Annotated in this window: 23 protein-coding genes and 1 tRNA gene; 4 read left to right on the top strand and 20 right to left on the bottom strand. The window is 29.2% G+C overall.

What is annotated here, in order from left to right:
• Nucleotides 1-204 precede the first annotated feature (204 nt).
• From COL3_RS28650 to COL3_RS08445, 9 genes are all read right to left on the bottom strand, one after another.
• Nucleotides 205-375 (bottom strand): hypothetical protein, encoded by a 171-nt coding sequence (locus COL3_RS28650; protein ID WP_008426168.1) that lies wholly within the window; start codon nt 373-375, stop codon nt 205-207.
• A gap of 234 nt (nt 376-609) precedes the next feature.
• Nucleotides 610-1,248, bottom strand: coding sequence for a putative cell wall binding protein (locus COL3_RS08480; RefSeq protein WP_008426170.1), 639 nt, complete (start codon nt 1,246-1,248; stop codon nt 610-612).
• A gap of 879 nt (nt 1,249-2,127) precedes the next feature.
• A complete protein-coding gene (locus COL3_RS08475; RefSeq protein WP_099716597.1) occupies nt 2,128-2,478 on the bottom strand; it encodes a YmaF family protein in 351 nt (116 codons plus the stop codon).
• Nucleotides 2,479-2,995: 517 nt separating this feature from the next.
• Nucleotides 2,996-3,610 carry a gamma carbonic anhydrase family protein gene (locus tag COL3_RS08470; RefSeq protein ID WP_008426175.1) on the bottom strand — a complete coding sequence of 205 codons (615 nt, stop codon included), beginning with the start codon at nt 3,608-3,610 and terminating at the stop codon, nt 2,996-2,998.
• Nucleotides 3,611-3,806: 196 nt separating this feature from the next.
• Nucleotides 3,807-4,943 (bottom strand): DUF4275 family protein, encoded by a 1,137-nt coding sequence (locus tag COL3_RS08465; RefSeq protein ID WP_008426178.1) that lies wholly within the window; start codon nt 4,941-4,943, stop codon nt 3,807-3,809.
• Nucleotides 4,944-5,112: 169 nt separating this feature from the next.
• Nucleotides 5,113-5,535: a hypothetical protein gene (locus COL3_RS08460; RefSeq protein WP_008426179.1), complete on the bottom strand. Its 423-nt coding sequence runs from the start codon at nt 5,533-5,535 to the stop codon at nt 5,113-5,115.
• A gap of 231 nt (nt 5,536-5,766) precedes the next feature.
• Nucleotides 5,767-6,591, bottom strand: a complete 825-nt coding sequence (locus COL3_RS08455) for a class I SAM-dependent methyltransferase (protein ID WP_008426181.1) — start codon at nt 6,589-6,591, stop codon at nt 5,767-5,769.
• Between the two features lie 468 nt (nt 6,592-7,059).
• On the bottom strand, nt 7,060-8,061 hold the full coding sequence (locus tag COL3_RS08450; protein ID WP_008426183.1) for a GGGtGRT protein: 1,002 nt from the start codon (nt 8,059-8,061) through the stop codon (nt 7,060-7,062).
• Between the two features lie 25 nt (nt 8,062-8,086).
• Nucleotides 8,087-8,779: a hypothetical protein gene (locus COL3_RS08445; RefSeq protein WP_008426185.1), complete on the bottom strand. Its 693-nt coding sequence runs from the start codon at nt 8,777-8,779 to the stop codon at nt 8,087-8,089.
• A 366-nt stretch (nt 8,780-9,145) separates the two neighbouring features.
• On the opposite strand from COL3_RS08445, the gene COL3_RS08440 reads away from it, so the two are divergent.
• Nucleotides 9,146-9,232, top strand: a tRNA-Leu gene (locus tag COL3_RS08440).
• Nucleotides 9,233-9,450: 218 nt separating this feature from the next.
• Here COL3_RS08440 and COL3_RS29535 read toward each other — a convergent pair.
• Nucleotides 9,451-9,579: a hypothetical protein gene (locus tag COL3_RS29535; protein WP_278286649.1), complete on the bottom strand. Its 129-nt coding sequence runs from the start codon at nt 9,577-9,579 to the stop codon at nt 9,451-9,453.
• 166 nt (nt 9,580-9,745) lie between these two features.
• On the opposite strand from COL3_RS29535, the gene COL3_RS08435 reads away from it, so the two are divergent.
• A complete protein-coding gene (locus COL3_RS08435; protein ID WP_008426188.1) occupies nt 9,746-10,498 on the top strand; it encodes a HipA family kinase in 753 nt (250 codons plus the stop codon).
• A 63-nt stretch (nt 10,499-10,561) separates the two neighbouring features.
• Complete coding sequence (locus COL3_RS08430; protein WP_008426190.1) at nt 10,562-11,320, top strand: DUF3037 domain-containing protein; 759 nt, start codon at nt 10,562-10,564, stop codon at nt 11,318-11,320.
• 68 nt (nt 11,321-11,388) lie between these two features.
• Here COL3_RS08430 and COL3_RS08425 read toward each other — a convergent pair whose 3' ends face one another.
• The 9 genes from COL3_RS08425 to COL3_RS08385 all read right to left on the bottom strand — a co-directional run bounded on the left by COL3_RS08425 (nt 11,389) and on the right by COL3_RS08385 (nt 22,498).
• Nucleotides 11,389-13,101 (bottom strand): restriction endonuclease subunit S, encoded by a 1,713-nt coding sequence (locus COL3_RS08425; protein WP_008426191.1) that lies wholly within the window; start codon nt 13,099-13,101, stop codon nt 11,389-11,391.
• Nucleotide 13,102: 1 nt separating this feature from the next.
• Nucleotides 13,103-14,542, bottom strand: a complete 1,440-nt coding sequence (locus COL3_RS08420) for a class I SAM-dependent DNA methyltransferase (protein ID WP_008426192.1) — start codon at nt 14,540-14,542, stop codon at nt 13,103-13,105.
• Nucleotides 14,543-14,599: 57 nt separating this feature from the next.
• Entirely contained in the window at nt 14,600-16,999 is a 2,400-nt protein-coding gene (locus tag COL3_RS08415; RefSeq protein WP_008426194.1) for a DEAD/DEAH box helicase family protein, read from the bottom strand.
• Nucleotides 17,000-17,139: 140 nt separating this feature from the next.
• The gene (locus tag COL3_RS08410) at nt 17,140-17,361 is read right to left on the bottom strand and encodes a DUF1016 N-terminal domain-containing protein (protein ID WP_278286650.1); all 222 of its coding nucleotides are present in this window, start codon (nt 17,359-17,361) and stop codon (nt 17,140-17,142) included.
• A gap of 147 nt (nt 17,362-17,508) precedes the next feature.
• Complete coding sequence (locus COL3_RS08405) at nt 17,509-18,603, bottom strand: hypothetical protein (protein WP_008426196.1); 1,095 nt, start codon at nt 18,601-18,603, stop codon at nt 17,509-17,511.
• 2 nt (nt 18,604-18,605) lie between these two features.
• Nucleotides 18,606-19,595, bottom strand: coding sequence for a hypothetical protein (locus COL3_RS08400; protein WP_035283848.1), 990 nt, complete (start codon nt 19,593-19,595; stop codon nt 18,606-18,608).
• On the bottom strand, nt 19,585-21,243 hold the full coding sequence (locus COL3_RS08395) for a hypothetical protein (protein ID WP_008426203.1): 1,659 nt from the start codon (nt 21,241-21,243) through the stop codon (nt 19,585-19,587). Before COL3_RS08395 ends, COL3_RS08400 begins: the two co-directional genes overlap by 11 nt.
• Before the next feature lie 128 nt (nt 21,244-21,371).
• Nucleotides 21,372-21,506: a hypothetical protein gene (locus COL3_RS29530; RefSeq protein WP_278286648.1), complete on the bottom strand. Its 135-nt coding sequence runs from the start codon at nt 21,504-21,506 to the stop codon at nt 21,372-21,374.
• Nucleotides 21,507-21,592: 86 nt separating this feature from the next.
• The gene (locus tag COL3_RS08385; protein WP_008426204.1) at nt 21,593-22,498 is read right to left on the bottom strand and encodes an N-acetylmuramoyl-L-alanine amidase; all 906 of its coding nucleotides are present in this window, start codon (nt 22,496-22,498) and stop codon (nt 21,593-21,595) included.
• A 204-nt stretch (nt 22,499-22,702) separates the two neighbouring features.
• Between COL3_RS08385 and COL3_RS08380 the strand changes: the two genes are divergently transcribed.
• Nucleotides 22,703-23,290, top strand: coding sequence for a sigma-70 family RNA polymerase sigma factor (locus COL3_RS08380; protein ID WP_008426205.1), 588 nt, complete (start codon nt 22,703-22,705; stop codon nt 23,288-23,290).
• A gap of 54 nt (nt 23,291-23,344) precedes the next feature.
• Here COL3_RS08380 and COL3_RS08375 read toward each other — a convergent pair whose 3' ends face one another.
• Complete coding sequence (locus COL3_RS08375; protein ID WP_008426206.1) at nt 23,345-23,587, bottom strand: hypothetical protein; 243 nt, start codon at nt 23,585-23,587, stop codon at nt 23,345-23,347.
• Nucleotides 23,588-23,924: the final 337 nt, after the last annotated feature.

Below are 23,924 nucleotides of genomic sequence, written 5' to 3'. Positions count from 1 at the left end.
TTAAGTGTATACTAATTTACTCATTATAAGCTAATTATAACATAATTTATACATTATATTTTACCCCCTTGATTTATAGATTATATATAAGTTAAAATTAGATTGCAAAATGGATTTGGTGGTAACTTCGGTTACTGCCTTTTTTATGTAAAAAATAAAGGGTAGCAAACAATATTTCTACTGCTTACTACCCTTTAATAATGATTATTGAACTTGTAAAAATTCCTCATAAGTTTCTATTTTATCCTCTCTATTGTTCTTCTTTAACCAACTATTATACTTTTGAATAATATCTTCCACTGCTTGTAAATTTAGATTATTTTTCTTTTTGTTTTTATTCTCTGCATATAAATTAATTTTAATTATATTCCCCATATTTATTTCACCTCTCTTCATAATAATAGATTAACACCATTTTTTGTCAGTCTTATGACAGTAATATTAATACGATGTTAGACAATTAACATTTTTTATTATAAATAAGGTACCTTAACATTAACTGAACAGATAAAAATAAAGAGTACAGACGTAATGCCATACCCTTAAAATTTTAATTATCTATTTCAATTTTATGTTAAGTAGACGTTAATATAAAACTTATAATAATTTTTATCTACGCCAATACCACCAAGATTGATTTAATTTTTGTTGCATTTTTTGAGCTTGCTCATCTAATTTTTGTTGGTATTTATATGCTAATTTATCCAATTTATTTTTATCATTGTTGTATTGGTTCCAATAATTATAATAGTTATTAGCTGGTAAAGTTATTGCTGTACCTGCAGTAGTATTTGCTGCTGGATCTGTAATAGTTACTGCTGGTCCTGTAGTAACTGTTACTGCTCCCCCTGTGGTGACATTAGTAAAATCACTATCTATCCAAGCACCATCAGCACCTAATCTATACCCTGCAATAAAAGCATTGAATAACATATCACCACTTTGGTTTAAGTAATACCATTTGCCCCTATCTTGAATCCAACCAGTTGCCATATCTCCATTTGATTTTAAATAATACCACTTACCTCCATCATTAAGCCAGCCAGTTCTCATATACCCATCTGGATTAAAATAAAACCATTTATCACCAACTTTATCCCATCCAACAGAATATCCATTTACTTTAGAATTCCACCAGCCTTGACTATCTTGTCTCCAAGATGCTGAAGCACCTATGGATAACATCCCTATGGCAGTAATTGTTGCGACTGTTAATGTAATAATTTTCTTAATCAGTTTATTTCTCATTTTCCACCACATCCCTCGTTTTCATATTTCAACATAATTATACAACCATAATTTTTATTAGTAAATATTTTAATAGATTTATTATAAACTTCATTTCTACAATGAACAATGGAGAGCATATCAGATTTAAGTTAAGAAAACTTGAATGTCATTCGACTTCTACTTTTTAATTTTTTTAGGTTATTTATAGATTATCCTTATCCTATATTCTTCAACTATTAAATTACTCAATTTTAACAAACAATACATAAGAAAGCTCATTAATTAAAAGTTTTGTCATTCCTGTAGCTCATTTTCATTCTTTTCATGCACTAAACCTCCGAAATGAGTATAAAAAGACAGCGCCCATCATACTCAAAATAATAATTATTATTTGTTAAACTTAAAAAATAGAGATAGACTAAATATTTCTACCTAATCTACCTCTATTACTTGTTTTCTAATTTTATAAGTTATTTTGGCATATTTATATTACAACATTTTAGTATAAAACTCAATGTTATTTAATAAGAATTATTTAAAGCTAATGTATATTTTTTATGTATTATCAAATACTATAATTGCTAAACTTTACAGCTTGGCAAATTGCAGCAGACAGTAGATTTATATATCAATCAATAAATTTACTGTCTATAATTATCTATTTAATGTAACTATTTATAATGCATAAAATATACTAATAATAAATAATAGTTCTTCTCTCTCAATATAGTAATTATTTAATAAGATAAGAAAGCAGTAGTAATTTTTTTTATACTACTGCTTGTTTATTTGTTCTAATGACTGTATTAGTTTATACAGAAATATCATTATCACATAGAACTAATTATCTGGTATTTTTATTGAAATAGTAATTTTTCTTCAAGTAATATTTTAAAACTAACAGCCTTTATCCTCTGGTACATTTGAAGGATCTTGAATTAATGTTGCAAAATAATAGTCATGTTGATGTCCATCATTAACAGTTGTTTTTCCTTTTACAAGGTGGATGTGCTTACCTCCTGGAAGCTCAATAGCTGGACCAGTAGTGTCACAAATTCCGTGAAAATGATCATCAAAAGTATCTGTAAATTCATTTACTTTGTGGATATGAGACTTTCCATATTTAATTGGAGGACCAGTCACACCAGCAATACGATGATTGTGTATTACACACTCATCATCCTCTTTGTAATCTGTACTTGATAAAAATTCATGATTATGATTTTTTATCATATTGTTCTCTTCCATGCACTCATTATTTGCTTCGTAATTTTGTTCGCATCTTCCATAATTATTACATCGACGATAACGATGATTATTGTAATTGTATCCCATTAGTATTCCTCCTAAGTTAATAATATAATGTATTTTATGCCCACCTAGATGCTTATGTGAAAAAGTATTTAATACATTATTTTAATGGAACACAACACTGCAAGCAAAATGTCTCTACCTAGTCTGTCTTTTGCAAGTATTTATATTTGAATCCTTGGGTATATTAACATAATTCCATATTTTAACGCAAAACTCTATATTTTCTTTTTTTATTCTATGAACATTATTATTAGTCTTTAGTATATTAAATTTATAAGGTATATGTATATATGACTTAACCTCAATAAAACTACAAAATTTCCTCTTTTAGTTATGATGAAAGCAGTAGTTAAAGTTTATTCTTTCTACTGCTTTATTCTTTTTGATTTTATTATATATTTTATTTATATAGTATCATTTATAATAATGGGACAATTCATGAGATTATTATTTAAATATTATTTTCAAGTATTACATCATCTTTGTGTGTTTTTAATGTCGTTGTCATCATATTCATAACTTCAGGCATTATAGATTCTTCAGTAATTTTTCTATCTACTCCATAAACATATTTGGGGAAGTCTAAAGGCTTTTGTATTGCCCAAATATCGTCATGCTTTTCAGCAGGCAGTATTTTAACTGGATTACCAATAGCAACCCATCCAATCGGAACACATTCATTTTCTGGGAGTATAGTTTTTAGATGAACAACACCATTTATTCTAACTTCTGAATTTTGGCAAAGCTTTGCACCATGGAAAATAGCTGCTCCTGTAGCAATAAAGACATTGTTTTCTATTGTGCATCCCACTACGTGAGCATTTGGACCTATTAGTACCTCATTGCAGATTTTCAAAGAATGTTTTACTGTGCTTCTTAAAACTGCATTTTCAAGTATCACACAGTTATCACCAATTTCTATACTACCACCTTCAGCTATTATTGCAGCACCATACATTATCCTTGTATTCTTGCCAATTTTAACATCTCCACATATTGTTGCGTTAGGGGCAATAAAAGCACTTACATCAATACTAGGTGATTTTCCTAAATGACTTATTAACATAACTTGCGCCTCCTTCTTATATTTTATTTCAATTTATTAATGAATAAATTGAAATATCTTGATTGTTCTCTTTATTTTTCATTTCAAAATAACTAAAATTATTTTCGCTTTTAAAGAATCCTCTTTGAGAATCATTCTAATTTAAATTATTTAAATACATAATCACATATCCCCTACTTCTTATAAATTTTTTATATTACGCTTTAACGGAATAAAAATATGGTCCTAACCATCCATCTTCATGGGTTACAACATAAATCCAAGTGAAATCTTCATCTGTAATATAAATATCATTGAATTTATAAAATTTAATATCTTCCAAAGTAAAATTATCAGCGTTTTTAAGTAAATAACACATATCTGAGCCATCAGAAAATATGTATATAGATTTTTTTCTTACTTCATTAAATCTTTTATTTGCTTCTTCTTTTTCAAAACATTTAAGTCGTTTATAGCTAAATACATGCCATAAATGTTGTTCTATGTAAATCTTAGATATATCTATATTCTTAGCAAATATATTAATCCATTGCACCCTTAGTTTCTTTGCATTAAAATTATCGTCTTTACAATCCTCGGAAGATATGCAATCAATATTTCTTCGTTCCATTTCTTTTAGAAAGCAGTTATAATGAGAAAAAACAATTTCATTACAGCATATTCTTGCTATATTCTCATCATTTTCAATAAAATACTCTGTATTATCAGAATAATCCTTCGGTAACTCCAATGAAGAACGTTCTGGCCTCCTACTATCTAAATATATAACAAACCCATCACTATTCTCTTTCCGAATAAAAACATTTCTTATTAAAACATTATCAAAATTTTCTTCTTCTAAGACATCTATTATTTCTAACTTTATAATAATATCATTTAAAACACCATCTCTAAAAAGAATACAAATATTTTCATTTACTCTTTCAAAACTTATTATAGAATTTAATACAAACTTCCAGTCCTCTCTCATGCTTTTAGATAACTCTTTAAGACCAGGAATATTTTTATAGTTGAAAACTTCTATTAAGGCAGCTTGCCCAAGTGGTATAGTTTTACATATTATAGTTCTATCATTTCTAAGATTACTACCTACTACATTAAGTATAATATAGAAACCTATTTCATCTTGTCCAACTTGGCTAATAATTCCTTCAAAGAACTTTCCCGACGAATATTTTACTTCATATATTTTATTGTCATCAGGCATTAAATCAATTGACTCTGAGAGCCATATTATTTTTGATCCTCTTGCTTGATAGCTATATCTCTCATTTTGGTTTATGGCTAACCTGCCACAATTAACTGTTGCCATTATATTTATTTGTGTCCCCATAATTTTTCTCCTTGATTATAAACGTTCAATCTAATTGCCATACTTATGAATACTATAATTTTTCTCTTCCTTGTATTTTCCCTTTTAAATTCCAATCTTTTTATCTATGTCTTATCAAAAATAATTTCATAAATTCTCCCTACATATTTTAATTCTCTGTTCTTGTTCCTTATAATTGCTCACCTAACTTCTTCCTTAAATCAGAAACATAATTGTTTTGCATTTTCCTTAAATCCATAAAAACATATGAAATTACTCTAATAATGGGATTCTTAATAAATATTTTTTCTTTAAATACTATTTTTGTTCCACCATTTTTTGTTTCCGAAAAACTGCCAGTCCAAAATCCAGTAAACATTTTATTTTCCATGTTAAAAGCATATTCACTGTATTCATCCTTCTTAGTTATAATAAACTTTGTAGCAATTCCATTATGAGTATACTCAATAAATTCTTTCCCATCATTATAAATTTCAATTCTTTCAATATCGCTACGCCAACTATAATCATTATTATTTGTAACTGCACTCCAAACAGATTTTATATTAGCATTAAATTCTGCTGTTATCTCTGCTTCCCTTGCTTTTCCCATAACATTCACCTCTGATTTGATTTTAACTATATTTTCTTAACTATCTTTATTCTTTTTTTCTAATTCATTCAGAATAATAATTAATTAGCACTGTCCCAACATGAGTTAACATAATTCTATTCCTCTCTTTAATAAAAATCACAGTAATTAATTAAATATAAACTATTTATTTTACACCTTTTATGAACATTGAGTAGCAACATTATGATATACTCAAAATATATTTATACTTCATTTTTCACATTCAATATATGCCATAGGGACATTAAGTACAATTTCACCCTTTTTACTTGCAATATCATTTAGCCTATTTTCCAAATTTAAAAAAACATTGTTCCAGTCACCTTCTTTGATTATTTCTTTCCAGTCCTGTAGAAATGCCAATTTTATAAAATAATGATTAAAGAATGAACTACCATCTACAAATCTCATAACATAATTCTCTTCAACTATCTTTTTCACCGAAAACTTATTTCTCTTTATAATAATCTTAATGTCTTCTAATGAATGTCTTTTCTCTATATGTTTATTTAGATTATTTATTTCATCTTCTAATCCTAAATCACATAAAACTTCTGCAAATACAGAATAGAATTCATTAAAATGTCCAAATAAATTAGTCGTAAAAATGAGTTTTCCTTTTGACTTTAATACTCTAAAACATTCTGTAATAACTTCATCTGGATTTTGAAAATTATTTATACCCAAATTAGATATTACTATATCTATATTTTTGTTACTAAAAGGCATATTTTCACCAACACCCTTTAATAATTCCACATTTTTTATTCTGTACTGTTCTCTTTTTTTATTCGCCCTATCAATTGCTCTTTCCCATGGATCAATTCCAAACACTTTACAGCTTTCTCCAAATCTTTGTGCTAATTCAAGTAATGGAAATCCAGTTCCACATCCAATATCAACTATTATACAATCTTTTTTAAGTGGAATATTGTTTAGTAAAAGTATTCCAAAAGGCGAAGACCAAAGAGGTAATTCATCATAATAACAAACCATATTATCATCAAAATTTATTTTGTCATATAAAAACTCCAAAGTAACCAACCCCCTTTACAACTATCTCTCTTAAAATGAAATAGTAAATAATAACTCCTCATTTATATTAGTGTCTTATAAGAACTTTCCATATATTGTACCATAAATTTCAAATAAATCCATAATTTTATCTTACACTACTTGTTTTTCAATTTCTACCTACTATATTTTTTTCATCACAGTTTATTAAATTACAATAAGGCTATTACACATAAAAATAATGAAAATTACTCTGTTGCTGTGTACACCTTTTAACTTAGTCCTTAGCAAAATTTGAATTTTGCGCCTACTATCTATAACTCCTCATAAAAAAGTCCCCAAAAAACAAACACACTAAAAAACCCCGTATTAAGCCATTTCTGACCTAATACGGGGCGTATTCCCTATCTATTTTCCCCGAACTTTTTTATGAGTTTGAGGACTTTCAATGATAGATTGGGATGTTTTTTATTAATATGCAAAAATCAATTACTTAGTTAAAGCTTCTTGAACAGCAACTGCAACTGCAACAGTCATACCAACCATTGGGTTGTTACCTGCTCCAATAAGACCCATCATTTCAACGTGAGCTGGAACTGATGAAGATCCTGCGAATTGTGCATCTGAGTGCATTCTTCCCATAGTATCAGTCATACCGTAAGAAGCTGGACCTGCACCCATGTTATCTGGGTGAAGAGTTCTTCCTGTACCACCACCTGATGCTACTGAGAAGTATTTCTTACCTTGTTCCATACATTCTTTCTTATATGTTCCTGCAACTGGATGTTGGAATCTTGTTGGGTTAGTTGAGTTACCAGTGATTGATACGTCAACTCCTTCTTTATGCATGATTGCAACACCTTCTCTAACGTCGTCAGCACCGTAACATCTTACTTTTGCTCTTTCTCCGTTTGAGTATGCTTTTTCTTTAACTACTTTAACTTCTCCAGTATAGTAGTCAAATTGAGTTTGAACATATGTGAAACCATTGATTCTTGAAATGATGAATGCAGCATCTTTTCCAAGACCGTTTAAGATAACTCTTAATGGTTCTTTTCTTACTCTGTTAGCTTTTTCAGCTATTTTAATAGCACCTTCAGCAGCAGCAAAACTTTCGTGTCCTGCTAAGAATGCGAAACATTTAGTTTCTTCTCTTAAAAGCATAGCTCCTAAGTTTCCGTGTCCTAGTCCAACTTTTCTGTCATCTGCAACAGATCCTGGGATACAGAATGCTTGTAATCCTTCTCCGATTGCTTCAGCAGCATCAGCAGCTTTTGCACAACCTTTCTTTATAGCTATAGCAGCACCTAAAACGTATGCCCATCCAGCATTTTCAAATGCGATTGGTTGAGTTTCCTTAACGATTGTATATGGATCCACTCCAACTTCAGCACAAACTGCCTTTGCATCTTCTAGAGTCTTCATTCCGTACTTTTCTAGTACTGGAGTGATTTGGTTAATTCTTCTTTCATAACTTTCAAATAATGCCATTTTAAAAATCCTCCTTTACAAATAATTATTTATGTCTTGGGTCTAATAATTCAGCAGCGTCAGCAACTCTTCCGTATTGTCCCTTAGCACTTTCTAATGCTGAGTTAGCATCCATACCTTTTGCGATGTTTTCCATCATTTTTCCTAAGTTAACAAACTTATATCCAATGATTTCTTTATCTTCATCTACAGCAACTTCAGTAACATATCCTTCTGCCATTTCAAGGTATCTTGGTCCTTTAGCTAAAGTTCCATACATAGTACCAACTTGAGATCTTAAACCTTTTCCTAAATCTTCAAGACCTGCTCCGATAGGTAGTCCACCTTCTGAGAATGCAGTTTGAGTTCTTCCATAAACGATTTGTAAGAATAATTCTCTCATAGCTGTGTTTATAGCGTCACAAACTAAGTCTGTGTTTAATGCTTCTAATATAGTCTTTCCTGGTAATATTTCTGAAGCCATAGCAGCTGAATGAGTCATTCCTGAACATCCAATTGTTTCAACTAATGCTTCTTGGATTATACCATCCTTAACGTTTAAAGTTAATTTACAAGCTCCTTGTTGTGGTGCACACCAACCTATTCCGTGAGTTAATCCTGATATATCAGTTACTTCTTTAGATTGAACCCATTTTCCTTCTGCAGGAATTGGCGCTGGTCCGTGATTAGGACCTTTAGCAAGTACACACATTTCTTCAACTTCTTTTGAATACATCATATATTTTTGCTCCTCCCTAATTAATAGATAATTACAAATTCTTAAATCTTATTTCTAAGTCCTAAAAATGTAGTTGGGCACAAAATAACCCGCTGGGGCACTTTTTCCCTACTCCTATTCTAGCAAATGATTTAGCTTCTCACAACCTTTATTTAAAAATTTATGCACATTTTATGTACTTTTATTTCAAAATCTACACTACAAAAGAATAAAAATCGTATATTGACTTTAATTAGGAAAAATAATAGCGAATATTTTTCAGCAAATAATATTACTGTAAAATATCTTTCCAAAAAATATATTAAATAAAAAAATCTCTTGAAATATTTTCGAAGACATGATAGAATAATTTTTGTCAGTTTACATGCCGCTGTGATGGAATTGGCAGACGTGGTGGACTCAAAATCCTCTGGTAGTGATATCGTGCCGGTTCGAATCCGGCCAGCGGCACCATTTATTTTGGTGAATCGCCGTATTACTTGGTTTAGGTACCTTGTAGTATGGCTTTTTTTATTGGTTTGCAACAATATTTGCAACAACCAGATTTTATTTTGTTTTTAAGCAATCTCCCAAGTGACTGTTACCATATTACTTGCAGATAAATCTTCTGCTTCTAAAATCAATGGCTTCAATGCTTGACTCACAGCAATCCATACTTTCATATATAACATTTATATATTTATATCACTCCAGCTATAATCAATGTTTATAACATCTCCTATGGTTACTCCTGCTGCTTTTAATATTATTAATGCTTTCTTTTTGGCATCTGCTGCTGATCTTTCTAATAAAAATCCCATCGTATCTGCACATTTTCTAACTTCAAGTGAAATCCAACATTAATACTTATCTAAACTTAATAATGTAAATTTAATAATTCCCACTTAATTCATATAAGATATGATATAATTAATACAATCATCTATTCACTAAATTTATCGGTACTATGTATAGGAGGATTAAAAGTTGGACACATATCATGTAGATGAATTATTATATCCAATAGGCAATGGAGCTACTATTCCTATACTTGGAGTTGTTAATAATAAAAACTATATCATAAAAACCTTCAACAATGTGGAAGGAAATAAAACTTTAGTAAATGAATTAGTTTGCTATTACATAGCTAAAAAATTAGACTTTCCAATTCCTGATGCAAAATTAGGAGTTATAGACTCAAATACAGTAATATCTAAAAATGTGTTAAACTTGGAAGACTTCTCTGATTCCTGTTTTGGATTAGCCTTTTGTTCAGAATTTTTAGAGCCCGTTACAGTAGTAACCTCAAATAAAATGCTACAACTTGCAAGTAATTATAAATGGTTATTACCTAAATTAATGTTATTTGATCATTTAATATATAATAAAGACAGAAATAAAGGAAATCTTCTCATTTCACTTTCAAAGTCTAATAGGCAGTTATATATTATAGATCATAGTCATACATTTAATTTAGAAGCATTATGGAACTCCAATGCACTTGAATATAAAATTATTGATGAAGATTTTAAGGATTCTGCTATAATGGCTAATAATTGGTATCACTACTCAAAATTTAAATCAATATTAGATCTTGACCTTATTGTTATGAAAGAAACAGTAACTTATTTCAAAGAAAATTTAACTAAAGATTTTTTTGAAAGTATTGTTGATAAAATTCCTGAAGTATGGGAAAATAATAAAAGCGAATTAGAGGCATTAATTCAATATATTGTATAGAATGGAGCATATTGATTACTTTGCAGATTTAATTCTAAACACTAATTATTAGGAGGTGATTTCATGTTTGATATTGATTATTCTATTTTATGCCATTATCCATCTTTGGTTTCTAAAGACTGCATAACATTGGCTGTTTTATTATTTAACAAAGATACAAATGAGACTGCTTTAATTTCAACAAAGAACTGGAATAGAGTACGTTCGTTTAACGATGACTTAGATATCGATTTAATCAAATTACAACTTGAAGGTATTAAAGATGAAATTGTTGATATTGCAAAATCTCCTAAGTTTTCATTAGAAAAATACACAAAATTTTATGTTAATGATTTAAAATTCACAGAAATTATTTCAATTAAGGCAGATAACTTTGAAGATTTTGTTAAGGAATGCTCAAGACAATATTTAATTTCTGATTTTAATAAATCTGAAAGACCTTCAAAAGATGAACAATTATCTTTTATAAAAAAATATCTTAAAAATGGTAATATAGAATGTAATCATAATATTATTAAAGGTTATTTTAATGAAAATATTTGTTTTGATTTTGTAATAGACGATTATGCTTTCAAATTATTTAGATTTGAGGGCAGAAAAGAAACTAGACTTATTCGTACTGTTAAAGATTGGGCCTATGATGCTATAAAGCTTAAAAATAAATATAAAATTGTATTTATAACTGATATAGATTTTGAACAAAAGGACAATTACAAAACTCTATACAATATTCTTAATGAAGAGGCATTTAAAATTTTAAATTTTAATGAAGTAATTTCATTTGTTCAATCAATAAATTCTAAGCAAGTAGTTGATATTTAAATAAAAAGAGAAGATATCTAAATTGTTATCTTCTCTTTTTTGTTGTATAAGTGAAATAAAACTGAATTCTATGCTAAAAATGAACTTTTAAGAATAGATTCCATTAATTTTTCACTATGCTTCTTAGATTTTTCTATTTTCTTTTCTAATTCATTACATAATTGCATTAATGAATCTACTTTTTCTACTATACGTCTTTGTTCCGCTAATGGTGGTATCGCTATTATTAAATTATTTAATTTATCTGTATTAATATTTGGAAATGCACTTCCCTCTGATTGAGCATTAATTGCTGTTTTCCATGCCTGTAAAAATGTGAATAAATAATCTCTTAGTGTACTATTGGCAACATTTTTAAATGCAGCAAGGCCATCATAAATATATCCATCTATATTTAAAATTGTAGCTTTTCCAACAGTACTACCACTTACAGCTATTATTATTTCTCCATTTTCTACATATCTACTTAATTTGGAACCTTTCTCCGTAAGAAATTCAGCAGTATCCATTAATCTATTACCTATACTTTTCTGAGTAATATCTGATATTGTTATCCAATGATATTCTGTTCTTTCTTCTGACCAATATAAAGGACTTCCTTTCGGTCTAGGTGAAGACCCTCTTACTATTGTTGTTATATTTCCAATTTTAGACCATTCCCAACCTCTAGGTAATTCATAAAGCTTTTCCTCTTCGCGCATCTCCGCAAAAGGCTTTTCTCTCTTTATTTTCTTCTCCTTAATTAACCTCTCTTTTTCCTCTTGTATCCTTTCCAAAAGAACACTCGCAGGTTCATCTTCTGGATTCTGAGGTACAAGTTTTCCCTGTACTGCTAATTGAAGAATAGCAGTCTTTAATTCCTTAACAGCATTATCTCCTAAAGTTAAATCTTTAAAATTTGCTATTATAAATTTTAAGGATTCTTCTAACTCTTCTATTGAATTAACTCTACTAACACTATTAAATACAGATTTTGCACTTAAAGAACCATATTTAACTTTCTTTTCTAATGATTTTTCTAGCTTATCACAAAAAAGCATTAAAGAATTTACTTTTTCTACTATATGTTTTTGCTCTTCTAATGGTGGTACACCTACTACCAAGTTACTTATATAATCTTTCTTTACTCTTTGCTGTCCTGCGGTTCCTGTATAAGTTTCAATTCCACCAGTTATGAATTTTTCTGTTTTGCATATTAATAAAACAAATTCTTGAGAAATCATTCCTGAAATACTTCTTATTACGTATAGTTCTGTTGTTCCTGCACCTATACCATTAATTAAATTCTTTATTATAGCTGATTTTCTATTTTCAAAACATGGAGTTATTTTAGCTACTACAACATCATTATCAGCAAAATGTGTAAATCCACTTTTTATTTCCTTCCATTGTTTCTTTTCATAACCATGCCTATTATCAAATCCATCATTTATTAACTTCATTGGTATAAATGAAGCTAACAAATCATCATCTGCTGAATTTCTTGGGTTAATAATCGAATACTCACCCAATCTTATCCATTCCCATCCTCTAGGTAACTCGTAAGGCTTCTCCTCATCACCAATCTCTGCTAAAGGCTTTTCTTTCTTAATCTTCCCTTCCTTAACAAGTCTATCTTTCTCATCCCTAATCCTCTCAAGCAAAACACTAGCAGGCTCATCACTGGGATTTTGCTCTACTAACTTTCCTCTAACTGCTAAATCAAGGATTACTTCTCTTAACTTCTTAACCTTCTCCGGCCTATCAAAGATGGTTTTGAATTGTTCTAAAATCATATTCATATTAGTTACCACCTAAAATTTTAGTTAATTCTTCAATTAATTTATTTTGAATTTCTTCTACATCTTGTTTAGCCTTATTGTATTTCTCTAGTAGTATCTTTGGGTCTCCTAACTCTTCCTCTTCTTTATTAGGATTTTTGAAATCTAAGTTGTAATTTCTTTTTTGGATTTCTTCTTTTGAAACTTTCCAAGCATATTCATTTTCTTCTCTATTAGTCCACCAAGACTTTTCTAATTCAAATTCTTCGCTTCTTATTGGCTTAGTTTTTGTATAATTCTTATAGCCTTCTGGAAGTGGATGTTCAAAGAACCATACTTCTTCTGTTGGTTTTCCTTTTTCAAAGAATAAGAGATTAGTATTTATTCCTGTATAAGGTGCAAATACTCCATTAGGCATTCTTACTACTGTATGTAAATTAAATTCATTTAAAAGTCTTTCCTTAATTTTAGTCTTTACACCTTCACCAAATAAGAATCCATCAGGCAATACTACTCCAGCTCTTCCTCTTTCACTTAATCTATACATTATAAGAGTCATGAATAGGTCAGCTGTTTCTTTTGTTTGGAATTGACTTGGAAAGTTTGTGAGTACTGTATCTTCTTCAATTCCACCAAAAGGAGGATTCATTGCTATGACGTCTATTAATTCTGCAGGCTTTAAATCCCTTACATTTTTCATTAACGAATTATCATGTTTTATTTGAGGTACATCAATGTCATGTAATATTAAGTTTGTTGTTGCAAGTAAATGAGGTAATGGTTTCTTTTCTACTCCAACTATAGATTCACCTAATGTTTTTAAATCTTCTACTTTAGTTTGTTCCTTTTTCATATGCTCTATTGCACAAGTCAAAAATCCACCTGTACCACATGCAAAGTCAGCAACTTTTTCACCAAGTTTTGGATTTAGCATTTCTATTATAAATTTAGTAACAGGTCTTGGAGTATAGAATTCCCCTGCATTTCCTGCACTTTGCAAGTCCTTTAATATATTTTCATATATATCATTAAATAAATGCCTATCTTCCCCTGCAGTAAAATCTATTTCATTTAACTTATTTATTACTTGTCTTATTAAAGCGCCAGATTTCATGTAGTTATAAGAATCTTCAAATATGGCTTTTACTAAAAATGATTTTGGATCAGAATTTTCATCCAATTCCATTTCCTTTAATTCTTTAAATAATTTATTATTTACAAAGTCTAAAAGGTCATCACCTGTCATTCCTTCATCATTTGCTGCCCAATTGCTCCATCTTAATTCTTCTGGAACTATTGGCTCATAATTGTCATATTCTAATTCCCATTCTTCTTCCTTAGCATCAAATACCTTTAAAAATATCATCCATACTAATTGTGATATTCTTTGGGCATCACCATCTACCCCTGCATCTTGACGCATTATATCTTGAACACCTTTTATTACATTTGTAATTGACATTTTATTGTCTCCTTCCTCTTGCTGCTAATTAAATCTATTATCTTATTTAGTGTAAAATTAAGCTATAGTATAAAGCTCTTTAACTAATTCCTTAACTGCCTTTTCATATTCTTTCTTGCCGCCAAATACCTTCTTAACAATTTCAAGTTGCGTTCCAATCTCTTGGAAATCAGGCAGTTTTAAAACTTTTATATCTTCTATATTTTCAATTCCTTCATTTGCGTATTTATCAAGTAATTTTTCTAATACTATTCTGGCTTTTTCCCCGTACTTTCCAAAATAGTTTCTCTTTTTAACGTTGTTTGCTCTTTCTTTTCTAGTAAGTGCAGGCATATCATATGCTATATGACAGATTAAATCAAATGTATCCATATCATTTCCTACTTCATCTATTAAGTCTTCTAAGAATATTCCCTCTTCTTCTAAATGTAATCTTAATTCTTCCTTCTTTTCTGTTTCTGACCACTTTCTAATGAATTCATCTAAGGTTGCAAATTCTTTTCTTATATTATTTTTTGTGTAGTCCTTTAAAGATTCAGTAATAAGCTTTCCATCTGCTCCGTAATACATTACCCTATCATTTATGACCATTACTTGAACATCATTTACGTAGTATTTCTTTCTGCACTGTCCTTCATCAAATGGATCATTTATAAATCCATTACCGCCTGCATTATTGCCAGTTTCATCATATGGATTATCTACATTTCCATCCTCAGTAATATCATCCGTTGACTCATCTGAATCTTCATCTTCCTCATCTGGAATATCATCAGTATCTACTTCTTTTATTCTAACTGGATCTCCATCAAAATCTTTATCTGCAAATAGCCTTGATACATCCCTAAAATCTATAAGCGTAAAATACATTTTACCATAATCTTCTCTTATTCTAGTACCTCGTCCTAAAATCTGCTTGAACTCAATCATAGAGTTAATTTCACTATCTATAACTATGAACTCACAAGTTTTACAATCTACTCCTGTAGTCAATAGTTTTGATGTTGTAACTAATGTAGGGTACTTTTCACTTGGTGTTATGAAATTTTCAAGTTCATCTTTTCCTTCATCATCATCCCCAGTAATTTTCATTACATATTTAGAATTTTCAGCTACCAAATCTGAGTTTTCATTTGCTAATGCTCTTCTCATTCTATTGGCATGATCTATATCGGTACAGAAGAATATGGTTTTAGCCATTCTCTTATTATTCTTCTTTAAATAATCTGATACATATTTAGCAACAATTTCCGTTCTTTTTTCTAATACAAGTGTTTTATCAAAATCCTTTTTATTATAAATTCTATCTTCGATAACTTCACCATACTTGTCAGTCTTGCCCTTTTCCGGTCTATATCCTTCTAAATCTCTATCAATTCCAACTCTTACAACTTTATAGGGCGCTAAAAATCCATCTTCAATTCCTTGCTTTAATGAATATGTAAATATTGCTTCGCCAAAATAATCAATATTTGAAACATCCTTAGTTTCCTTTGGGGTAGCTGTAAGTCCTACTTTAGTTGCAAAATCAAAATGATCTAATATTTCTCTCCAAGCCGAATCGTCCTTAGCACTTCCTCTATGACACTCATCAATAATTATAAGATCAAAATAATCTTTGCTATACTTCTTAAATAGTTTCTTTTCCTCAGTCTCCCCAGTAAGACTTTGATACAATGCAAACTGAATTTCTCTGGACTTATCAGCAGTCCTATTTTTGATTTTATTTATATTTTCTTTAAGAGGCTTAAAATCTCCTATTATAGTTTGATCCACTAGTATATTTCTATCAGCTAAATATAGTATTCTTTTCTTAACTCCTGATTTAAATAGCCTATAAACTATTTGAAATGCTGTATATGTTTTACCAGTTCCAGTTGCCATTACAAGTAACACTTTATCTTGCCCTTGTGCAATGGCTTCTACTGTTCTATTTATAGCTATTCTTTGATAATATCTTGGTGGAAAACAATCCTGGTCATAATAATAATTATGAGTAACTACTTTTTCCTGATCTTCTGTTATACCTTTCCAAGATTTATATCTATCCCATAGCTCATCTGGACTTGGAAACTTATCTAATAATAATTCACGTTCTATAGTGCCTTCAGTCTTAGTTCTATCATGCTCAATAAAACCATCTCCATTAGATGAATATACAAAAGGTATATCTAGAGTTTCCCCATATCCTAATCCTTGCTGCATACCCGCATCTATTGAATGGTTATTATCCTTTGCTTCTATAATTGCTAAAGGTAAATTATTTTTGTAATAAAGGATTATATCAGCTCTTTTAGTCTTCCCCCTAGTTACAACCTTTTTTCTTACAATTATTCTTCCATCAGTAAAGCTAACTTCTTGTGCTATTTGCTTCTGTCTATCCCAACCTGCATTTTCTACTGCCGGCATAATATATTTACTTATTATACTAGCTTCACTAAGACTTTTCTTATTCAAAAGCTAATCCCCCTTACCCAACTAATTAATATATCTACATTTTACCATATATTTTATTAGTTTTATCCTTTTATCGCGAATTTTGCACTTTAGAATTATATTACTTTAGCAATAACTTTAAAATATATCTTATTTGTGTTCTATTTGACTGCTAGAACATTGAGAATCCATCCATTTTCAATTGTTTTTCTAATATTCCAACTTCTAATTTTCCCGTCTTTAACTTTTTCAATCAATGTGATTGTGTGATACCATGTAATTTGTGCAAGTACCTCTTGCACAAATTCTATATCTGGATATTCTTTAGCCAATCTTCTCATATGATTAAGATTTTTACCGCGAAACCTCCTATATTGGGAAATACTTCGTTGAAATCCTTAAATAGTTTATTAGTAAACTTACTTCCCCAACCCTTTCTTTCTTGATTTTTTATTACAATCTTCCTAATTCTCCAAGCTTTTTCTTTGATTATTTTTAACTTACCTCATCTACAATTAATTTGCTCTTCTCTATGCCTCTCTAGCTTTCTTTAAAATATTCTTTATATCCATATATACTAATATATTATAAATCATCTCTATTTCAAGTTTATAACCAAAGCGCTGACAGTTTTCATCAAGTTTATTAATTAAATCTTCAACTATTTTTAAAAGTTCTCTATTACCGTCCTTAGATGTTACATTAACAAAACACTGTTCAAAAATTTCATTAGGAATTGTATATAATTTACTATTTGTCTGAAGATTAACACTAATTGTTTTTCCATTTGTCAACAATCTAACATGACCAATACTTTTATTAATTCCACTCTTTTTCTTAGTCATTTTGTAAACGGGTATTTCATATATCAATACTGTTTTTAACTCAATCGGTTTTAATATACTTTCTTTTAATTTATCATCACATATAATCCCGGCTTTAATTTCTAACGTCTGTATAAACTTCTCTTTCAACTCTAATTTATACTCTCTTGAATACATCCACTTATCACCATATATTTTTTTAAATTCAATTAATATATTATATAACTCATCTTTACTAACAAGAGATTTATATTTATCATACTCTTTTTTATCATCAAATACATTCTCTAATTCAGTTTCTCTTTTCTGTTCTATATACTCAGAAGCTTTCTTAAGATTTTCAATAAACGCCGAAAAACTTGGCATTATCATATCAACTGTAATTTCCTTTTCCTTTTTTTGTTTGTAACTATTATCTAACTGAGTAACTTCTTCCTCATCAAAACTTAACTTTATTTTATTTAACTCCATGAATGGTGTGCCTTCAATATTGCAGCTTCCTAATTTTATTCCATATTCCTTAACTATATTTTTAGCAGAATCAACCCGATAGTCTAATAATGCATACATTTTCTCTTTGCCCTTTAACACTTTTCCTCTTTGGTATGGTGGCAATGCTTCTTCTGGTATTTCATATGAATCTATTTCAAATTCATACCAAATCAAATTTTCGCAAAATTCCAAATCCATCTTATATTTTTTGCTTTTATCAAGCTCTTGAACAATATCTTTTAATTTGTGAAAAATTTTATTATCTAACTTTTCATCAAACAAGCTGGTATTTTCAATAATTATTTCCATTTCTATTCCTCCACTAACGCTTCTAATTCTTGTGAAAACTTTAAAATTTCTTTGCAAAAGTCTGATTTACTATAGATTTTTTCGACATAATCACAATAATTTAAAATAAGCTTTCTTTCATTGTCATTTACACCTGACATAGAGCGCAAGTCGCTGATGTACATTAAAACTTTATTAATAACTTCCCATTTATTAATATGTTTTTTTATCTCTTCGTGCATTTTCTGCTGCCTTATAAATTCTTCTTTTTCCATACGGATTTGTTCTTCAAGTATCTTATCTTCTTCCAATTGTTTGATGTGTTTTTCTCTCGCTTCTTGCTGCTTTGCCATTTCTTGATTTATAATAATCTTTTTAGATATTGAATCATCTCTTAGTTTCCAAAGCAAATCTACTAATTTACTTTCTATAGTATCTGATTTATAAATCTCTATGGTCTGCAACGACTCCCATTTATCATTCATACCTTTGCCTTTAGTTTCAGCAAATACTTCAAAACTCAAGTCACCATTATACTCTAGCTCGTATAAAGGGCTCATTTTCCTATCTTCACTCTTTATTCTATCTCTTAATTTAACTTGCTTTTCATATAAGTTGCATTTATATTGACTTTCTAACAACATAAACATCGTATTATCATTATCTTCCGTTTTGTCAACATATACACTCCCACCAATTTTAGAGATGCAATTTATAAAAGCATTCATAAATTTATAAGCTTTAACTCTTATCTTTTCTGAGGTATTTATACTCATTACAATTGTTTTTCTTCCATTTGTGCAGGGCTTAATTTCTCCTTCCATCCTCCACCTTACCCTAAGAGGCAGGTTTTCCAAATACTTTTTCTTAGTGATATCCTTTCTGTAATCCATCTCACGATTATGTTCTTCAATCATACTGCAAAAATTCGTTTCAGTTAAAGCGACATTAATCTTTTTAACCCATGAGCGGAATTCTGTTTCATCGTATATATCTATTTCACTATTTTTCATCAAAACCACGCCCTTTTTCAAAACAAAAGCCTGCACGGTATAGTGTATCTATTATTTCTTCAAGTTTCTCTTCATTCTTAATTTTCTCCGGAATTAAATATCTCACTTTGCTGTCCTGTACTATAGTAGCTAACCCATGCATAAAAGTTGAAACTGTTGGATAATCATAAATGCTCATATATGCATGCCTATTATCTTCATCAAATATTCTTCTATAATTACTCCAAGAATCAATATTATTAAGATGAATCCCCACAATGAAACTTCTTATTGATGATAAAGCATTAATTGTCTCTTCCATTTTTTCCTTCAAAATATTTTTTCTATTACTATCAGTAAAATCCACTGATAATTTTAATTTTAAATTTAATTCTTTACAGGTATTATATAGCTTAAGAATGTCATCTATAGATGAAAATAAAAACTCTTTTCCTTTACTTCCTTTTATACATCCATTTATTATGGCTATTTCAGTCTTGGTAAATTTAAGTAAACCTTTCTCAAATACTTTGTAACTATCAAAAAAATCCTCCTTACTATATCCTACTACTTTATATGGAGATTGAAATTCTACAAGACGAGGCTGTCCGTATCTCTTAAAGCTGCTTTGTAAATTTTTAATTAAAGATTCTAATGACTTTTTCTCTTTCCATATTTCATCATTATTTTTTCCATAAGATATCCTTAATATATAGTTTTCTCCTGGCTCTTTCTCAATTAATCCATTGACTGTTTCAGTGTATTTACCTGCAGTTACTATTTCAGGTGGATAATTAATATTAGAAATCTTAACTGGTATAAACACACGCTTTCTTTTTGATAAATTTACTCTATTTGAAGCAATAGAAAGTTGAACATATTCCGGCCAATAGTCTAAATCTTTTATTTCATCATTTAACCAGCAATACATTATCAACATTTCAAGTTCACCTTTATGATCCTTAATGAACTCTCTATGCTCATTTCTATCATAAATATCATTAATATCAAATGGATTTTCTTGATACCTGTAGTCATACTTATTTATATGGTAAAAAACTTCTGTTTCTCTATCATATTCTCTAACAACATAAGTTTCATAGTAATGATATGAAACCTCACTTGCATAATTCAATAAATTCACATGATATTTTCTAAATACACCCTTTATCCAATCCACTATTTCATTATCAAGTTCCTTCATTTCTGAAATAGATGGACTTTCACTTTCAGCTTGTTTATATTCTCGTGCCATTATAGATAACTTATGACATAACATTTCATCCATTGGGACATTTAACTTTTTTTCAATAACATATTTAGCAACTTTGGTATAGTCTTCTTCTTTATAAAATAACTCACTGTCTTTCATCCCTTCATAAGCTTTAGAAACATATTTATCCAACCGTATTTTATTTTCTAAATAATATGAAATTATGTATTCATGGGTTTCTGTATATCTTTTTTGTATATCATTCTTAAACTTGTCTACTGTTTGTTGAGTTTTTATCTTTTCATAATCGTAATCCTCTAAGCTCAAATAATTATTAAAATAATCAGTTACATACTTAATAATACTTGCCATATTCGCTGAATGCTTTTTAAAGTCAAATTCATCAATTTTATCTTCCTTTTTTCTCTTAACAATATACTCTTCTAACTTGAGCATTTCCTATCCTCCGCTTCTATTACATAATTAAAATATAATATTTAAATTATAGCCATTACTCTCTTCTTTCTATTCAATAAAAAATAACTGACTGCAGTAAAATTTACCACAATCAGTCTATTAATCTATTATTCAATAATAACTTCTAACTCAGTCCAATCAAGCAAGGTTACAATAATCTTTTCCATTTCAAAGACAATCAGTTTCTCTATTAGCTTTAAAAATAAATTTACATCAGATTTTTTATTTCTCTGCCTTTTCAATGATTTTTGTAAACTGCTTTAATCTATACCTTACTAAAACATTCTCTCTTTTAAGTCCATCTTTCCACCTTGTATGTGAAAACATATTAATCTTTTATATCCGACCAAGCTCCATTTCCATCAACCCTATAACCATCTGGAGTTACACAATCACAATACATCTTCCCATTTTCATTAAAAGCATAACACCCACTGTCTATCCACTTCCACAGAGGTTTGTCCTTATTCCCTCTAATCATCTTACAATTTTCATCTAGAAAATACCAAGCTTTATAATTCTCATCATTATACCAAGCATTTTGCAAAGCATATCCTCTACTATCAAAGATATACCATTCCCCCTCTATTTCCTGCCAGTCATCTTTTGATGTATAGTAGCTTTTATTTTCTACACTTAGACAATACCACCACCCTACATTATTCTGATTCCATCCAATCACCAATTGCTCATCACACAAACAATCTGCTCCAACTAATCCATTAACAATAGCTCTTGCAATAACCTCTGCATTATAAATAGTTGCATCATCACTATCAGCAAATAAGCACTCAACTAAAATTGCAGGCATAACAGTATTGTTAAGAACAATTAGATTTCTTGTCTTTACTCCTCTATTAGGTAAATTTAGAGTACTTGCTAATGCATTTGATATTTTAACTGCATATTGATTCGCTACTTCTGATATTCCAGTAACTAATACTTCTGGACCAGTTCCTCCCCCTGCATTAATATGAATCTCCACATAGAGTTCTACTTCTAAAGTTTGTGCTATTTGGTTAGCTTGAATAGCTCTTAAGTGGCAGTCTTCACAATTATATTTGTTACTTTCATCAATCCTAAGCAAATTGACACCATATCCTTTTCCTTTTAAGTATTCTGCAACTAAACTTCCAATGGCTCTAGTGCAATTACTTTCATCAAGCTTACTAATTACCCCACATCCAATATTCCCACTTGCAGTATGACCTACAGCTATTATAAAATTACTCATTTTTATACACCTCCGTATTATACACCTATAGAAGAAGCTGCTATGCCGCAACCAAGAACTTATTAATAAAGAATTCTCATAGATGTATAACCCTAATTTATTTTTATTTCATAATAGGATATATGTAATTTTGTCATATATACTAGATGTAGAGGTAATTTTATCATGCCTTCTATAAATTTATTTATAGATTAGGAGGTCTACATGGATTTTGATTATATTGAAAGCTTAGTTTACAAATGTAAAAATGGAGATATTATATCAAAAGAAAAGTTAGCTAATGAATTTAGACCTTTAATAATTAATATTTCAAAGAGAACTTTTATAGACGGCTATGATATTAACGATATTAAAAATGAATGTTACCACTCACTTTTCAAATGTGTTTCTCTATACAATCTGGAGAAACATAAATTTGTTGCTTATGCTACTAATGCAATAAAAAATAATATAAATGATTTAATTAAACACATAAAAACAAGAAGCTTCACTAATGGCAATGATGCACTAAGCCTTCATGCTGATGTTGAAAAAGATTTGCCTTCTCAAGATATTAGCATGGAAGATTTCTTTTGCGATAAATGTGACTCAGAAGATTTGAAACTAGCTCTAAATAATTTAACTAAAGATGAAAAGGAATTTATTGATTTTATATTCTTTAAAAATAATACTGTTCAGGATTATGCTTATTATAAAAATATGTGTTACTCTACTGCTTGCCTAAAAAAGAAAGTAACCCTAAAGAAAATTTATGATTCTATTTCTTTAAATTATAAAAATTTCCATGCTTAAAAGCCAAGGTCCCATTAAACCTTGGCTTTTTTAAAATTCATAATGTTTATATTTTTATTCAAATGAAAAACTATTTACAACCTCTGTTGTTTTATCGATATAATCTTCAGTCACTTTATCAATTCCATCACAAATATATTTTAGAGAACAACCCTCACACTTATTTAGTATCCCATCCTCTAACAAAGAACAAGCCAACTCATCATCAAAAGTTGAATTTCTAATAGCTAAAGCAATCTGCTTCTTATCAAACACCTCCTTATCTTCTGAGCTAATCTTAATTTCATCTCTAATCATTTTAAGTACCTCCACTAATGTATTTGCAACTATAAAAAATTATCAGCTGCTATTATGGATATATGTTTTATCCTATAAAATAACATTAAAAATCAATAATATTTTTTATAAAACTCATCCTAAACCCGCATTTTATAAGCAAATTCTTAAATTCTTATATTCTTAGGAATTTATATTCTTAAGTTCTAATTTCAAGAATTTATATTCTTTAGAACTTTAGAATTCACATAAAATCATCATATATCCTTTGTAGAGAATACATAAAAATACTGGAGGATAACTAATTTATGGCTAGGAAAAAAACATCTAATATAATAAAAAATGATTTTGAATATGA

The organism is Clostridium sp. LS, from assembly GCF_002760435.1.
Lineage (GTDB): Bacteria > Bacillota > Clostridia > Clostridiales > Clostridiaceae > Clostridium.
Note: the sequence above shows the minus strand (reverse complement) of the source record. Positions and strands in the feature narration are given on the sequence as shown.

What these genes read in the sequence shown, in the direction of transcription:
- COL3_RS28650 (WP_008426168.1), bottom strand. Translation starts at nt 375, where the DNA reads ATGGGGAATATAATTAAAATTAATTTATATGCAGAGAATAAAAACAAA.
- COL3_RS08480 (WP_008426170.1), bottom strand. Translation starts at nt 1,248, where the DNA reads ATGAGAAATAAACTGATTAAGAAAATTATTACATTAACAGTCGCAACA.
- COL3_RS08475 (WP_099716597.1), bottom strand. Translation starts at nt 2,478, where the DNA reads ATGGAAGAGAACAATATGATAAAAAATCATAATCATGAATTTTTATCA.
- COL3_RS08470 (WP_008426175.1), bottom strand. Translation starts at nt 3,610, where the DNA reads ATGTTAATAAGTCATTTAGGAAAATCACCTAGTATTGATGTAAGTGCT.
- COL3_RS08465 (WP_008426178.1), bottom strand. Translation starts at nt 4,943, where the DNA reads ATGGGGACACAAATAAATATAATGGCAACAGTTAATTGTGGCAGGTTA.
- COL3_RS08460 (WP_008426179.1), bottom strand. Translation starts at nt 5,535, where the DNA reads ATGGGAAAAGCAAGGGAAGCAGAGATAACAGCAGAATTTAATGCTAAT.
- COL3_RS08450 (WP_008426183.1), bottom strand. Translation starts at nt 8,061, where the DNA reads ATGGCATTATTTGAAAGTTATGAAAGAAGAATTAACCAAATCACTCCA.
- COL3_RS08445 (WP_008426185.1), bottom strand. Translation starts at nt 8,779, where the DNA reads ATGATGTATTCAAAAGAAGTTGAAGAAATGTGTGTACTTGCTAAAGGT.
- COL3_RS29535 (WP_278286649.1), bottom strand. Translation starts at nt 9,579, where the DNA reads ATGGGATTTTTATTAGAAAGATCAGCAGCAGATGCCAAAAAGAAAGCA.
- COL3_RS08430 (WP_008426190.1), top strand. Translation starts at nt 10,562, where the DNA reads ATGTTTGATATTGATTATTCTATTTTATGCCATTATCCATCTTTGGTT.
- COL3_RS08425 (WP_008426191.1), bottom strand. Translation starts at nt 13,101, where the DNA reads ATGAATATGATTTTAGAACAATTCAAAACCATCTTTGATAGGCCGGAG.
- COL3_RS08420 (WP_008426192.1), bottom strand. Translation starts at nt 14,542, where the DNA reads ATGTCAATTACAAATGTAATAAAAGGTGTTCAAGATATAATGCGTCAA.
- COL3_RS08405 (WP_008426196.1), bottom strand. Translation starts at nt 18,603, where the DNA reads ATGGAAATAATTATTGAAAATACCAGCTTGTTTGATGAAAAGTTAGAT.
- COL3_RS08400 (WP_035283848.1), bottom strand. Translation starts at nt 19,595, where the DNA reads ATGAAAAATAGTGAAATAGATATATACGATGAAACAGAATTCCGCTCA.
- COL3_RS08395 (WP_008426203.1), bottom strand. Translation starts at nt 21,243, where the DNA reads ATGCTCAAGTTAGAAGAGTATATTGTTAAGAGAAAAAAGGAAGATAAA.
- COL3_RS08385 (WP_008426204.1), bottom strand. Translation starts at nt 22,498, where the DNA reads ATGAGTAATTTTATAATAGCTGTAGGTCATACTGCAAGTGGGAATATT.
- COL3_RS08380 (WP_008426205.1), top strand. Translation starts at nt 22,703, where the DNA reads ATGGATTTTGATTATATTGAAAGCTTAGTTTACAAATGTAAAAATGGA.
- COL3_RS08375 (WP_008426206.1), bottom strand. Translation starts at nt 23,587, where the DNA reads ATGATTAGAGATGAAATTAAGATTAGCTCAGAAGATAAGGAGGTGTTT.